General features: G+C 42.7%; 12 protein-coding genes. 8 read left to right on the top strand and 4 right to left on the bottom strand.

Translation table 11 applies throughout. The features are described 5' to 3' along the window. Positions 1-366 precede the first annotated feature (366 nt). The gene (gene polA, locus ACMCM8_RS16815; RefSeq protein ID WP_412723730.1) at positions 367-3,165 is read left to right on the top strand and encodes a DNA polymerase I; all 2,799 of its coding nucleotides are present in this window, start codon (positions 367-369) and stop codon (positions 3,163-3,165) included. Between the two features lie 375 nt (positions 3,166-3,540). Here the strand turns inward: polA and yihA are convergent, their stop codons facing one another. Further along, complete coding sequence (yihA, locus tag ACMCM8_RS16810; protein WP_412723729.1) at positions 3,541-4,173, bottom strand: ribosome biogenesis GTP-binding protein YihA/YsxC; 633 nt, start codon at positions 4,171-4,173, stop codon at positions 3,541-3,543. Positions 4,174-4,347: 174 nt separating this feature from the next. Between yihA and ACMCM8_RS16805 the strand changes: the two genes are divergently transcribed. The 4 genes from ACMCM8_RS16805 to ACMCM8_RS16790 all read left to right on the top strand — a co-directional run bounded on the left by ACMCM8_RS16805 (position 4,348) and on the right by ACMCM8_RS16790 (position 7,161). Then, the gene (locus tag ACMCM8_RS16805; protein WP_412723728.1) at positions 4,348-4,971 is read left to right on the top strand and encodes a c-type cytochrome; all 624 of its coding nucleotides are present in this window, start codon (positions 4,348-4,350) and stop codon (positions 4,969-4,971) included. 297 nt (positions 4,972-5,268) lie between these two features. Beyond that, on the top strand, positions 5,269-5,994 hold the full coding sequence (locus ACMCM8_RS16800; protein ID WP_412723727.1) for a class I SAM-dependent methyltransferase: 726 nt from the start codon (positions 5,269-5,271) through the stop codon (positions 5,992-5,994). Between the two features lie 186 nt (positions 5,995-6,180). Beyond that, complete coding sequence (gene yihI / locus ACMCM8_RS16795) at positions 6,181-6,684, top strand: Der GTPase-activating protein YihI (protein ID WP_412723726.1); 504 nt, start codon at positions 6,181-6,183, stop codon at positions 6,682-6,684. 21 nt (positions 6,685-6,705) lie between these two features. Beyond that, positions 6,706-7,161, top strand: a complete 456-nt coding sequence (locus ACMCM8_RS16790) for a DUF2489 domain-containing protein (RefSeq protein ID WP_412723725.1) — start codon at positions 6,706-6,708, stop codon at positions 7,159-7,161. Between the two features lie 136 nt (positions 7,162-7,297). On the opposite strand, the gene ACMCM8_RS16785 is transcribed toward ACMCM8_RS16790, so the two are convergent. After that, entirely contained in the window at positions 7,298-7,885 is a 588-nt protein-coding gene (locus ACMCM8_RS16785) for a DNA-3-methyladenine glycosylase I (protein WP_412723724.1), read from the bottom strand. 142 nt (positions 7,886-8,027) lie between these two features. Between ACMCM8_RS16785 and glyQ the strand changes: the two genes are divergently transcribed. The 3 genes from glyQ (at position 8,028) to ACMCM8_RS16770 (ending at position 11,540) form a co-directional block, all read left to right on the top strand. Then, positions 8,028-8,933, top strand: coding sequence for a glycine--tRNA ligase subunit alpha (gene glyQ, locus ACMCM8_RS16780; RefSeq protein ID WP_412723723.1), 906 nt, complete (start codon positions 8,028-8,030; stop codon positions 8,931-8,933). 2 nt (positions 8,934-8,935) lie between these two features. Continuing rightward, positions 8,936-11,014 (top strand): glycine--tRNA ligase subunit beta, encoded by a 2,079-nt coding sequence (gene glyS / locus ACMCM8_RS16775; RefSeq protein WP_412723722.1) that lies wholly within the window; start codon positions 8,936-8,938, stop codon positions 11,012-11,014. Between the two features lie 82 nt (positions 11,015-11,096). Further along, positions 11,097-11,540, top strand: a complete 444-nt coding sequence (locus tag ACMCM8_RS16770; protein ID WP_412723721.1) for a hypothetical protein — start codon at positions 11,097-11,099, stop codon at positions 11,538-11,540. Positions 11,541-11,685: 145 nt separating this feature from the next. Here the strand turns inward: ACMCM8_RS16770 and gyrB are convergent, their stop codons facing one another. Further along, a complete protein-coding gene (gyrB, locus tag ACMCM8_RS16765) occupies positions 11,686-14,106 on the bottom strand; it encodes a DNA topoisomerase (ATP-hydrolyzing) subunit B (protein ID WP_412723720.1) in 2,421 nt (806 codons plus the stop codon). Between the two features lie 8 nt (positions 14,107-14,114). Further along, positions 14,115-15,203, bottom strand: coding sequence for a DNA replication/repair protein RecF (gene recF, locus ACMCM8_RS16760; RefSeq protein WP_412723719.1), 1,089 nt, complete (start codon positions 15,201-15,203; stop codon positions 14,115-14,117). Between the last annotated feature and the right edge of the window lie 95 nt (positions 15,204-15,298).

The raw sequence follows: 15,298 nt of genomic DNA, 5'->3' as shown, positions 1-15,298 counted from the left end.
TCAACTGGTCAAAAAAAGTTCTTAATAAACCATGTATACTTTGCAAATGGTTATGCTACATTACTTGACCAACTTGGTTAAACCAAAAATAAACGTACACCAAGTTATCCACATAAAAAGGAATGGTGAGTAGCAGGTATGCTGTTTTCACACCTAAGTCGCATTCCCTTATTTTTCTTGATTTCAGAGATGATCGCAAAACTGTTATGGATCATTTAGATCTCTGTACCCAGCATTTTAGATCACAAAGTTATCCACAACTCATTTCCCCCTATTCAGAGGTAGTAATCTTCGACCTCCATATGGCGATCTCCCCTTGGCTGTGGCATCCTTGCGCTCATATTGTACTTTGGAAAACCGCCTTTTATGCCTGATTCTAAAAAGCCTCCATTTATTCTTGTCGATGGATCCTCATATCTCTTTAGGGCCTTTCACGGTCTGCCGCCTTTAACCAATTCAAAAGGACAAGACACTGGCGCAATTTATGGCGTAGTGAACATGCTTAAAAGTTTGATCAAGCAGTATCACCCTACCCATATGGCTGTTATTTTTGACGCGAAAGGTAAAACTTTCCGCGATGATATTTACAAAGAATACAAAGCCCATCGCCCCCCTATGCCAGAAGAGCTTAGAAGTCAGATCGAGCCTCTTCACACCATCATCAAAGCAATGGGGCTTCCAGTCATCGTAGAGCCGGGTGTAGAAGCTGACGATGTTATTGGCACGCTAGCCAGACATGCTACAGAAAGAGGCATCGAGACGTTAATTAGCACAGGTGACAAAGACATGGCTCAGCTTGTCAATAAACATGTCACGCTAATTAATACAATGACCAATCAGATCATGGACGTAGAAGGTGTAAATACTAAATTTGGGATCCCACCAGAACTTGTCATCGATTTCCTTGCACTTAAAGGCGACAAAGTCGACAACATTCCAGGTGTACCAGGTGTAGGTGATAAAAGCGCCCAAGCACTACTAAATGGCATTGGTGGGATTGATGCCATTTATCAGAACTTAGATAAAATCGCTGATTTGTCGTTTAGGGGCAGCAAATCAATGGCGACTAAAATGCAAGAATTTGAAGAGCAAGCGCGGCTGTCTTATACGCTGGCGACAATCAGTATTGATCTAGAATTAGATTATGATGTGGAAACGCTAACGCCTTCACAAGCCGATAACGAACAACTTCGCGATCTGTTTGCAGAATATGAATTTAAACGCTGGCATACAGAAGTCAGCGCATTGCTTTCAGGTGATATAAGCACTTCTTCGCCCTCCACTGACAGTGGAAATAACGATACCTCCTCTTCAAATACTGAAGGCCAATCGTCAACACCACAATCTATTGACAAATCTCAGTATGAAACCGTACTTGATGATAAGCGTTTTAAAGAGTGGATTGCACTACTTGAAGCCGCAGAGCTTTTTGCATTTGATACTGAAACTACCAGTTTAAATTATATGGAAGCGGAACTTGTTGGTGTGTCTTTTTGCATTGAACCAGGAAAGGCCGCTTATGTTCCTGTTGCTCACGATTATCCCGACGCTCCCACACAACTTGCTCGGGAGGACGTACTGGCAGCCCTAAAACCTATCTTGGAGTCACAGGATATAATTAAAGTAGGTCAACACATTAAGTACGACAAGAATGTATTGGCCAATTACGATATTACGCTCAACGGTATCGGCTTTGACACTATGCTAGAAAGCTATGTGTTAAACAGTACAGCTCAACGCCATGATATGGACTCACTCGCCCTTGCCTATCTGGGGCATAAAACTATCCATTTTGAAGAAATTGCAGGGAAAGGCGCTAAGCAGCTCACTTTCAATCAAATTTCTTTAGACGAAGCGGGCCCTTACGCAGCAGAAGATGCGGATATTACGTTGCGACTCCATCAGGTTATTTGGGAAAAGTTGAAGGATATTCCCGAGCTCAACCGTCTACTTATCGATGTCGAAGTCCCCCTCGCCTGTGTATTGTCAAGAATGGAACAGGAAGGTGTACTTATCGACAGCCAAAAGCTTCGTCAGCAAAGTCAGGATCTGGCCACGCGTATTGCAGAGTTGGAAAAGGATGTACACGAAGAAGCTGGTGAGCCCTTTAATCTTGGGTCGACCAAGCAACTTCAGCATATTCTATTCGACAAAATGTCGTTGCCCGTGATCAAAAAGACTCCCAAAGGCGCACCTTCAACGTCAGAAGATGTGCTTCAAGAGCTTGCCTTAGAATATTCGCTACCACAAAAGATCATGGAATATCGCGGGTTAACAAAACTCAAGAATACCTACACTGACAAATTACCCAAGATGATCAATCATCGTACAGGACGAGTCCACACGTCATATCACCAAGCAGTGACCGCGACGGGAAGGTTGTCCTCTACCGATCCAAATTTGCAAAACATTCCCATTAGAAACGAGGAAGGTCGTCGAGTACGACAAGCGTTTATCCCAAGAGAGGGTAACAAGATTGTTGCCGCCGACTACTCACAGATCGAATTGCGAATAATGGCTCATCTTTCCGGAGACAAGGGTTTGCTGGACGCTTTCGCTCACGGTAAAGATATCCATAAAGCCACCGCTGCCGAAGTATTTGGTGTTGCACTTGAAGAGGTAACAACAGAACAACGCCGCAGTGCAAAAGCTATTAATTTCGGACTTATCTACGGTATGAGCGCCTTTGGGCTTTCTAAACAGCTCAATATTCCTCGAAATGAAGCACAAAAGTACATGGACCTCTACTTTGAACGCTATCCAGGGGTGCTAGCATATATGGATACCACCCGTGAAGGTGCAAAGGAAAAAGGATATGTAGAAACGGTATTTGGGCGACGTTTGTATTTACCGGATATCAAAGCCAGCAATGGTGCCCGCCGCAAGGGAGCAGAACGGGCAGCGATCAATGCCCCAATGCAAGGCACTGCGGCAGATATCATCAAGATGGCCATGATCAAAGTTGATGAGTGGATTGCCAAATACGCGTCTGAGGACGTTACCATGATGATGCAGGTACACGATGAACTGGTATTTGAAATAAAAGCAGACAAAGTGACTGAGCACGTGGCTACCATTACTTCCCTCATGGAAAATGCAGCAACACTGAATGTGCCATTAGTGGTAGAAGCTGGCGTGGGAGACAATTGGGACGAAGCGCACTAATTTGGTAATTAGATTACAGCTTTAAGTGAAATTGCGTCATTTAATTATCAAATTTGGTAATTAAATTACAAACCTTCCTTGCCTTTTCCCCACTTTGTTGTAATATTACAAATGTAGGGTACAGAGGTGAGAAAGCTGTTTTCAAACCTTTGCTTTAACCCCGACAGTTTTGTCGGGGTTTTTTTATGTCAAAAACAAAACTAATACTATTAAATATCAATAACTTAAAAACTAAGCGTCATATTTTTTCATTTTTGTTGAACTTCTCTGTATCACAACACTCTATATATTCGGTTTTTATGTGTTTTCTCTCAGTTCACGCCTCGCACTATGCGAGGCGTTCTTTTTTGTCATGCGCTAGCGACAACTCTTCACTTACACTTCGCCGTCACCCTGCGCTTCAGTTGGCGCTTTATCTAAACCGAACCACCCATCTAGCACACGCTCCAGCTCTGGTAGTCCATGTTTATTTAACGATGAGAAAGTTTGAACTGTAACATCACCCATAAATGCTAATGCGGCTTCACGGGCCATCAACAGTTGTGCTTTGCGTTTGCCGCTTTTTAATTTATCCGCTTTAGTCAGCAGCGCTAGAACAGGAATATTGGAATCGACTGCCCAGTGAATAAGATCCTGATCCAAATCTTTAAAGGGGTGACGAATATCCATTAAGACCACTAACCCTTTTAGTGACTTGCGCTTTTGAAGGTACTCGCCAAGTGATGCTTGCCACTTCTTTTTCATTGCGACGGGAACCTTGGCAAATCCGTATCCGGGTAAGTCTACCAACCTCAAGTTTTCTTCTAACTCGAAAACATTGATAAGTTGCGTGCGCCCTGGTGTTTTACTGGTACGCGCCAGATTCTTTTGGCGTGTTAACGTGTTTAACGCGCTTGATTTACCTGCATTTGAGCGACCTGCAAACGCCACTTCAATGCCTGTATCGTCTTTTAAATGACGAATATCAGGTGCACTGGTAAAGAATTTTGCTTTGGTGTAATACGACATCTAGACTAATCTCCACATGCGTCACAACCTTCGGTTTACAGTTTTTTAATAAATAAACCAACTAAAAACCATAGTTTTATCATGGAATAGGTTTTTCTGACGCGTTAAATGTGTAAAATACGCATGATATCACGTATATCACGCGAGCCGTTGGATCCATTTAAGAGATTTATTATGAAAAAATTGTGTTTGTTGGTATGTATGTCTTTAGGTTTAAGCGCAACTGCTATGGCAGAAGGTGATGCCGAGGCAGGTAAAGCGAAGTCGGCAGTATGTGCAGCCTGTCATGGCCCTGATGGCAACAGCATGATTGACATGAACCCTAAACTGGCTGGTCAACACGAAAAATATATTGTTAAGCAACTTACTGAATTTAAGTTAGCTTCTCAAACTGGTGGCGAAGAAGGGCGTAACAACGCTGTAATGAATGGCATGGCAGTCCCACTTTCAGAGCAAGACATGAAAGACCTAGCTGCTTATTTTTCCAGCCAAGACGCGAAGCCAGGCGAAACCCCAGAGCAATACGTTGAAGCAGGCAGAGCACTTTATCAAGGTGGTGATGAGTCTCGCGGCTTAACAGCCTGTATTGCTTGTCATGGTCCCAAAGGAGACGGTATGGGTCTGGCTGGCTTCCCTGATATCAGTGGTCAGCATGCAACATACACCGCTTCACAATTGAAAGCATTCCGTTCAGGCCAACGCCACAATGATATGAACGGTATGATGCGCGATATTGCGATGAAATTAACAGATGAAGATATCGAAGTTTTATCTAATTATATCGCGGGCTTACATTAATTCTTTAACAAATTAGCTCTCTTTGTTAATTTTTTGTTACCGAAAAAGTTGTATTTTGAAAATATTCGTGTAATCTAACGGCGTAGTTTGTAGGTGCCTTTGAAAAGCTACAAGCTAAATAACAAGAATAATAATAAAAATGCAGCATGGAAGACGGGATAAAGCGCCAAGAAGGCCAACAACAAAAATATCGCTCTGCTAATAATAAAAATAAGGGGAGCACAGCTAGGGAAGCAATCTACACATAGATGTGTATAACGGGAGAGGTGTCATCTGACACTCATACAAAGTAAGGTGATGGCGTCAGCTATCACCTTTTTCTTTTTGGATTTCTCAATTTTTCTAACTCCACTTTATCAATTCAATCTTGTTATGCATTGCCCGCTCTGTAAAAACACTCAATCTATTCTCGACTATGCCAGTGACAAAAAGCGGCATTATTTGCAATGTCTAGAGTGTGAACTTGTATTCGTCTCTCCTCCCTTTTTACCTTCACTTACACAAGAAAAGCAGGAATACGATTTACATGAAAATAGTTTTGAAGACGAAGGTTACCGAAAGTTCTTAGGAAAGGTTTTAGCCCCACTTTCAGCGCATATCATTCACCGCGATAATGAAGTATTAAGAGGCTTGGATTTTGGTTGTGGCCCCGCGCCTGTACTGGCAAATATGCTGGAAAATTTGGGTATTTCAATGTGCACTTATGACCCATTTTATGCCAATCATCCCGATGTACTAGAAGGCGCATACGATGTTATTACCTGTACTGAAGCTATCGAGCACTTTCATCAGCCACACAAAGAGTGGGCGCTATTAAGCAAACTTTTATCTGTCAACGGTATACTTATCATTATGACAAAGCGGGTCATCGATAAATCCCGGTTTGTTCAATGGCACTACAAAAACGACCCCACTCATGTCAGTTTTTTCAGTGAAGCGACCTTTCGCTATTTAGCAGCCAAAGCTGGCTTTACTGTCACCTTTCCTACCAATGACATTGCAATAATGATAAAACCGCAATGACATGGGTGATATGCACCAAGGCACCGCATAATCGCATAATTTAGCAACGCCAACTTTTACAATAATATTGCGTTCATAGGTAAAAGGGGCCTTGATTTTCTATGTTTAACCCAAAGATCGATACGCCCGCATCAAATCGCGCTATAATAGCGGTGTTTTTTCATTCTCTTTTTTTAATTGGAAACTATGGCACGTTCAAAGAAAACTCGTAAAGTCGGCCTTATCGGCGTTCGAAAAGATCCAGACTTTAAACCTAGCGAAAACCGCAAGTCAGACTCACCTCGACCTAAAAAGCACAAAGGTAAGCCTGCAGGTAGCCGCCACAACGTTGAGCAGAAAAAAGTATCTGGTAAAAAAAGTACAGAGAAAAAAGATCCTCGCTTAGGCAGTAAAAAGCCTATTCAGTTGGTTAAGGCGGTAACCCCCACTGCAACTGAAAAGAAAAAGTACGCGACTCCGGCTCAAGAGCTAGCGGCGTTAGAAGCAGATCAACGTTTGTCTGATTTACTCGATAAGCTTGATGAAGGAAAATCACTGACACGTGAGCAACAGGCGTATGTTGATGAGAAGATGGCCCGTCACCGCATTCTGTGTGATCTACTGGGCATTGTTGATGAAGACGATGAAGAAGAAGATATCGATCCGTTTAAAGATTTAGACGCGATTAATATTGATGACTTTAAGCACTAATTTAACGATGTAGGAAGAGTTATGCTTTGGGCAGTATTAGCAGGCATTGCACTTTTAATTATTCTTGGTTTAGGTTTTTACGCAGGTAAGTTGTTGTTTTTATTAAAACAACAGAAAGATAGACAACAAGCTGCAAGAGAAACGCGAATAGCAAACATCACTGAGAGCATAATTCTTATCGCTAAGGCAATGGATCAGCAACAGTGCGAGCTCTCTGAAGGGGTTATACGCATAGTCAATTTGCTTAATGCATTGCCACTCGCTGCGCCCCCTAGTTATAAAGATCACTACCCTCACATTCATACATTATTCGTGGAAGTCAGTGGATTTGCTATTCTTGAAGCGCGTCAGCAGCTCACCAAAAGTGAACGGAGAAAACAAGATAAGGCGCGAGAACAAATTGAGTCTGAGCACGAATCTAAAGTGCTGTCAGAACTGCCTGCCCTGCAAGCATATTGCATGTCACTGATAAAATAGCACACAAGCTCACTGCTTCACTGAACGTTGCAATGAGCTTTTACCCTATGCCATTTACTTTCGATTTCGCTATAAGCTTAACAAGAATAGCCGCTTACTAAGACAAGGCTTTCTATAAAGGTTTACAATCACGGGGTTATTTAATGGCTTTCTCTAACGCTTTTTCATAACAATGGCACCCTACTTCGTGATCGTTGACCATACCTACGGCTTGCATAAACGCGTAGCAAATGGTTTCACCCACAAAATTAAAACCCTGTTTTTTTAGAGCTTTAGACATAGCGCGAGACGCCTCACTGGAAGTCGGCGCCTGTTTATAGTGCTGCCATGCATTAACGACTGTTTTGCCATCGGTGAACTGCCATAAAAAGTCACTGAACGATCCCTGTTCTTCTATTCCGAGAAAGCCTTTCGCGTTGCGAATAACAGATTCAATTTTAAGTCTATTACGAACAATTCCTTTATCTAACATAAGCCTATCAACATCAGCACCGGTCATGCATGCCACTTTTTCTGGATTAAATTGATAAAATGCATTTTCGTAATTTTGCTGCTTTTTAAGGATAGTTATCCATGACAAGCCCGCTTGCTGACCATCTAAACACAGTTTGGCAAAAAGCGCTCTACTATCGGTAACCGGTATTCCCCATTCTTCATCATGGTAAGTTTGATAAATAGGGTCGCTACTGACCCAACCGCAGCGATTTTGTTGTTCTGACACCATTAACGCGTGATTCCTTGTAATGAATTGGCACAAAGGGCGTATTCGTGACGTTTTTTCACCCTTTACACCTACATACTATGCCTGACAAATTGTATACTATCCCACCTTTATTTTAGTCAGATAACTAATAAGCAGCGGATGTATGCAGAAATACGATATTAAAACCTTTCAAGGGTTGATCCTTGCGCTTCAAGATTATTGGGCGCGTCAAGGCTGCGTTATTATTCAGCCTCTGGATATGGAAGTCGGTGCGGGTACTTTCCACCCTATGACGTTCCTACGTTCTTTAGGTCCAGAACCAATGAGTAGCGCCTATGTTCAACCGTGCCGCCGACCTACTGATGGTCGTTATGGCGAAAACCCAAACCGCTTACAACATTACTATCAGTTCCAAGTGATGCTAAAGCCTTCTCCTGACAATATTCAGGAGTTGTACTTGGGCTCTTTGAAAGAGTTAGGTTTCGATCCGCTAGTTCACGACATTCGATTTGTTGAAGATAACTGGGAGTCTCCAACGCTAGGGGCGTGGGGTCTTGGTTGGGAAGTGTGGCTAAACGGCATGGAAGTAACACAGTTCACTTACTTCCAACAAGTTGGTGGTCTTGAGTGTAAACCGGTCACCGGTGAAATTACTTATGGTCTTGAGCGCTTAGCCATGTATGTTCAGGGCGTTGACAGTATTTACGACTTGGTGTGGACAGACGGCCCAATGGGTAAAGTAACTTACCGTGATGTCTTCCATCAAAATGAAGTGGAGCAGTCGACCTATAATTTTGAGCACGCCAATGTTGAAGCGCTGTTTAGAACGTTCGACGAGTGTGAAGCAGAAAGCCAGAAATTGATTGAGCACAACCTGCCGCTTCCTGCATACGAACAAGTGATGAAGGCGTCTCATGCATTCAATCTATTGGATGCTCGCCATGCCATCTCAGTGACAGAGCGTCAGCGCTATATTCTTCGCGTAAGAACTTTAGCAAAAGCCTGCGCTGAAAGTTATTACCAAGCACGTGAAGCACTAGGCTTCCCACTATGTAACAAGGAGGCATAAGCGTGCGTACAGAAAATTGTTTAGTCGAATTAGGTACAGAAGAATTACCACCAAAAGCCCTTAAATCACTTGGTGAAGCCTTTGCTGCACAGTTTGAAGCGGCATTAACTCAAGCTGATTTGAGCTTTAACTCAGTAAGCTGGTTTGCAGCGCCTCGCCGTCTTGCTGTTTACGTGTCAGGTCTTGCTGAGGGTCAGGCTGATAAAGTAGTTGAAAAACGCGGCCCTGCGGTTTCTGCAGCATTTGATGCAGACGGTAATCCAACCAAAGCAGCACAAGGTTGGGCGCGTGGTAACGGTATTAGTGTAGAAGAAGCCGAGCGATTAGTTACTGATAAGGGTGAATGGTTGCTTCATAAAGCGCACGTACCCGGTCAATCTGTGGCGGAACTGCTTGAAAGCTTAATTAACCAAGCGGTAAGTAAATTGCCAATTCCAAAGCCTATGCGTTGGGGTAACTACAACACGCAATTTATTCGTCCAGTTCACACATTGTGCGTGCTTTACGGAAGTGAAATTGTGAACGTGTCTGTGCTTGGTCTCACCAGCGGGCGTACAGTGCAAGGTCACCGATTCCATGGTCAAGCACGTTTCGAACTAGACCATGCTGATAACTATGCTGCTGCGCTTAAACAGCAATATGTTTTGGCAGACTTTGAAGCACGTAAAGACAAAGTACGTCAGCAGTTAGAAGACGCAGCAAAAAGCTTATCGCTTACACCTGACTATAACGAAGACTTGTTAGAAGAAATTGCGTCTCTTGTCGAATGGCCTGTTGTTCTTCAGGCAGGGTTTGATAAGACCTTCTTAGACGTACCGAAAGAAGCACTTATTTACACCATGAAGGACGATCAAAAATACGTTCCTTTATTAGATAGCGAAGGTAACCTCTCAAACACCTTCTTGTTTGTAAGTAACATTGAAAGCCAAGACGCGTCTCAAGTTATTTCCGGTAATGAAAAAGTCATTCGCCCTCGCCTGGCTGATGCTGAGTTTTTCTTTAATAGCGATAAAAAGTCGACATTAGAAAGTCGTTTAGACAGCTTAGGAACAGTGCTTTTCCAAAAACAACTCGGTACATTAAAGGAGAAATCAGAGCGAATTTCTGCCCTATCTGGCTTCATCGCCAGTCAAATAGGTGCTGATGAAACTCATGCGGCTCGTGCAGGTTTACTAGCCAAAACTGACCTTATGTCAAATATGGTTATGGAATTTCCTGATGTACAAGGCGTCATGGGTAAGTACTATGCACTAAATGACGGTGAAAATGCGTCTGTAGCAGAAGCACTGTATGAGCAGTATATGCCGCGTTTCGCTGGCGATGCCTTACCCAGTTCTGGCGTAAGTGCTGCCGTAGCACTTGCTGACAAGCTTGATACGCTTGTAGGTATCTTCGGTATTGGTCAGCTTCCAAAAGGCGATAAAGATCCCTTTGCACTTCGCCGTGCGGCAATTGGTGTATTGCGTATAGTCACTGAGTTGTCACTTCCCCTCGATCTTGATTCACTTGTTGCAAAAGCAGCAGACGTCTATGGCGAAAAGCTTACTAATCAAGATACACAGGATCAGGTAGTTGATTTTGTTTTAGGCCGTTTTACTGCCTTGTTACAAGATCAAGATGTCGCTATTGACGTTATCCAAGCCGTCGCCGCTCGTAGGCCAACTAAACCAGCCGATTACCTTGCTCGTATTAATGCCGTTGCAGCATTTAAAGATATGAGCGAAGCAGAAGCGCTTGCCGCCGCTAATAAACGAGTAGCGAACATTCTCGCTAAGCAAAACGTTGATGAGTCTAGTGAAGCCAGCATTGATCCTTCGTTATTAAATGAGGTACCTGAAAAAGCCTTGTATGACGCACTAAACGCTGCTCAGTCAGAAGTTAATCAAGCTATTCCGTCACAGGACTACAAGCGTATTCTTACCACTCTTGCCACCCTTAGAGACGTTATTGACAGTTTCTTCGATAATGTCATGGTTATGGCTGATGATGTTGCGGTAAGACAAAACAGACTTGCGTTATTGTCACTTTTAAGGCAACTTTTCCTAACTACTGCGGATATTTCTATCCTCGCAAAGTCTTAGGCTATACCGTAAAGTAACACGCTAGTTACTGAACAACAGCCCAACTCAATACGTTGGGCTTTTTTTTACCCACGGAGTTGTCGTGAAAAAGTTAATTTGTGCTTTTACTTTTTGTTTTGCTTTGTCAGCTTGTACAAGTAGCGGAAGCTTTACTATTCCAGAAGTGATGCCAGATGCACCACGTATACAGTTTGACAATATGTTTTTAAGAGGCGTATTTAATTGGTGGGAAGCCGACCCCAGTTATAAATTCAAACGTACTGGTTCAGGATGGATTGTAGACGTAGAACTCATTGCAGATGGACAACCCTATGACTTTCGCCTTTCTGACGCAAAATGGACGCCCTCACAGAGCTGTGGCGGTAAGTATAAGGGTCAACCAGTAATGCTAGGTGCAACTGTCTATTTAATCTGTGAGCAAGGCTCAGAGAACCTTCAATTTACGCCTTCATCAACCGGTAAATACCGTTTCACCGTTAGTCCTGCTAGTGCGGGTGAAGTTGCACTAGTAGTTAATAAGCTATAGCGTTTAAATAACGCTTTGTATCGCCATAAAGCAGTCCTTTATTCCACCGCCTTTCACTTTTCAGTGATGGGTCAATAAGCACAAAAAAGCCCGACGAATAAGTCGGGCTTTTTATTACGTTTATAAGCTTATATTTAAAAATACGCTATACGTCCAAGTTTTCTACTTTAAGCGCGTTTGCTTCAATGAATTCACGACGCGGCTCAACTTGGTCACCCATCAACGTAGTGAACAACTGGTCACATCCAATGGCATCTTCAATAGTAACCTGTAGCATACGACGACTTTCAGGATCCATCGTAGTTTCCCAAAGTTGCTCTGGGTTCATTTCCCCTAGCCCTTTGTATCGTTGTATGTATTGACCGCGTTTAGCTTCACTCATTAGCCACTCAAGCGCAGACTTAAATGAATCCACTGGCTGTTGACGCTCGCCACGTTGAATATACGCATCTGCACCCATCATGTCATTGATAGCTAAGTTAAGATCTTTCAATCGTTGATATTCAGTCGACTCAATGAATTCATGATTAATAATGTACTCATAATCAATACCGTGCATGCGCATAATAATGGTAATGAAGTACTCGCTTAACTCGGCGTCGTGACGAATTTCATAACGATAAGTAGCGCCGTCATTCTCACGCTCTGTAAGCTGCTCTACGAAGTGTTTAGCCACATTCTCTAGGGTAGCTTCAACTTTTAGATCTTCTAGGTTCAGCGTAGGTGTATAGAGCATTCTATAAAGAATAGATGCTGGCATAATACGTTTCATGCGCGTAATCATCTTCTCAACAGACTGATACTGCTTCACTAAATTCTCTAAGCCTACACCACTTATACCAGGGTCATCGCTGCTGGTATGAAGTGAAGCGCCGTCAATAGCAATTGACGTTAAGTAGTTTGTTAACGCATCATCATCTTTTAAGTATTGCTCTTGTTTACCTTTCTTCACTTTATAAAGCGGTGGCTGTGCAATGTACACATATCCACGTTCAATGATTTCTGGCATTTGGCGATAGAAGAACGTCAATAATAGGGTTCGAATATGCGAACCATCCACATCCGCATCGGTCATGATAATGATGCTGTGATAACGCAGTTTTTCTGGGTCGTATTCGTCACGACCGATACCACAACCAAGCGCTGTAATAAGCGTTGCTACTTCTTGTGAAGAAAGCATCTTGTCAAAACGCGCTTTTTCAACGTTAAGAATTTTACCTTTAAGCGGCAAAATTGCTTGGTTCTTACGGTTACGACCCTGCTTGGCTGAACCGCCCGCAGAGTCACCCTCCACTATGTATAGCTCACTAAGTGCAGGGTCCTTTTCTTGGCAGTCTGCTAATTTACCAGGTAGGCCAGCTAAATCTAACGCGCCCTTACGACGAGTCATTTCACGTGCTTTACGTGCAGCTTCACGAGCACGCGCTGCATCAATAATTTTGCCTGCGATAATTTTACTTTCTGCTGGATTTTCCAATAAGAAATCAGCTAACTTCTCGTTCATCGCAGACTCTACAGCTGGACGCACTTCAGACGAAACTAGTTTATCTTTAGTCTGTGAACTAAATTTAGGGTCTGGTACTTTTACTGAAACAACAGCCGTTAAGCCTTCACGCGCATCATCACCACTGGCATTAGTTTTAGCTTTTTTGTTCAGCCCTTCCTTTTCCATGTAGTTATTTAAGGTACGGGTTAATGCGCCACGGAAACCTGCCAAGTGCGTTCCACCATCGCGTTGTGGAATATTGTTTGTAAAGCAGAAAACGTTTTCTTGGAAGCTATCATTCCATTGCATAGCAACTTCTACAGAAATACCGTCTTCCTGCTCGCTAGCGAAATGGAAGACTTTCTGATGAACTGGCGTTTTCTTTTCATTCAAGTATTCAACGAATGCTTTAATACCACCTTCATACATGAAGTGATCTTCTTTGCCGTCCCTTTCATCTTTAAGACGAATAGAAACACCAGAATTAAGAAAAGATAATTCGCGAAGACGTTTGGCAAGAATGTCATAGTGGTAAAGGGTATCAGTAAAGGTATCACTACTTGGCCAGAAACGGATCATGGTGCCGTTTTTATCCGTATCGCCTGTTACCGCTAACGGTGCTTGTGGTACACCATGATGGTACTCTTGTTCGTGCGCTTTGCCACCGCGACGAATGCGCAGTTTCAAACGGCTCGAAAGCGCATTTACAACCGACACACCAACACCGTGAAGGCCACCTGATACCTTATACGAGTTATCATCAAATTTACCGCCTGCGTGAAGCACCGTCATGATAACTTCTGCAGCTGATACGCCTTCTTCTGGGTGTAACTCTGTCGGTATACCACGGCCATCGTCAGACACAGATACTGAACCATCACTGTGAATTTGCACAACAATTTCAGAACAATGACCAGCAAGTGCTTCATCGATAGAGTTATCGACCACCTCGAAAACCATGTGGTGTAATCCGGTACCATCATCAGTATCACCGATATACATACCAGGACGCTTTCTTACGGCATCTAATCCTTTAAGTACTTTAATACTGGACGAGTCGTAGTTGTTCTCTGCTGACATACTAGCTTTTACTCCTCTTTCACGCTTCCATGTTCCACGTGAAACAATTTCTTTTCGTTATATTTTTCTATGAATTCAAGTTGCGAGGATTCTATAGCAGTAACGAAAACCTGCGTATCCATTTGAAGCAACCCGTCAATAAATTGTTGTCTTTTATCTGCGTCTAACTCTGCGCCAACATCATCTAGTAAAAAGATACTTTTACGGTTTGTAGACGAATTGAAGCACTTTGTCTGTGACATTTGAAGCGCTGCAACGGCCATTCTAAGCTGCCCGCGAGACAAAAGCTCTTGGGCATTAACCCCATTTACTTTAAGCCGTAAATCAGCTTTGTGAGGCCCAGACGACGTATGCCCTATTTTACCATCATACTCACGCTTTTTAACTAGGCTTTCAGATAAAGAAACATCTTTTTCCCACCCTTTATAGTAACTCAAATCTACTTCAAAGTTAGGAAGAAATTCATGTGAATACTGTTTAAAGATTGGGGTAAGTTCGTCTACGTATTGCTGGCGGATATCACTTATCATTTCACCAAGCTCTACAAACTTAGTTTCCCAGTATTGGTTTTCAGATGCAGCAAGGTTGGCCTGCTGCTTTAATAAAGCGTTGCGATGTTTTAGGTACTTTCCATATTGGTTAGCCACATTTTGAAAGCTATGTTTCACGTGAAACAATCCCCAATCACAAAATCGCCTACGTTCAGAAGGTGAACCAATAATTAAATCGGTACTTTGTGGCGTAAACAATTGTAGAGGAACCAAACTCACTAAATCTGAAAGTCTATTTGAGTGCTCGCCATTAATACTGCAAGTAAAGGTCTCTGTTCGGTTTCTTTGTAAACCAATATTAAGTGTTTTACCCTCTTTATTTTTACATGCAGCAAAAACACTAAAGTTATCCTTACCATGTTGAATTACCGATGCATGTTTATTTGTTCTAAATGAACGGCCAAAACCAAGATAATAGAGGGCTTCAATTAACGACGATTTTCCACTTCCGTTTACACCCCTTATGATGGTGAGTGCAGGTGATGGTGAAAAAGTAACGGAACTAAGATTACGAAACTGGGTAATTTGGACGCGGTCCAACTTCATGATGGCACACTAAAAACAAAAAAGAAGCGATACGAATTGTTACGTATCGCTTCTTTAAATGAACGGGTTAAAAACAAAATGGCTTAGTGAAAAGC

Origin of the sequence: Alteromonas sp. D210916BOD_24, from assembly GCF_047159385.1 — a bacterium.
Classification (GTDB): Bacteria; Pseudomonadota; Gammaproteobacteria; order Enterobacterales; family Alteromonadaceae; genus Alteromonas.
Note: the sequence above shows the minus strand (reverse complement) of the source record. Positions and strands in the feature narration are given on the sequence as shown.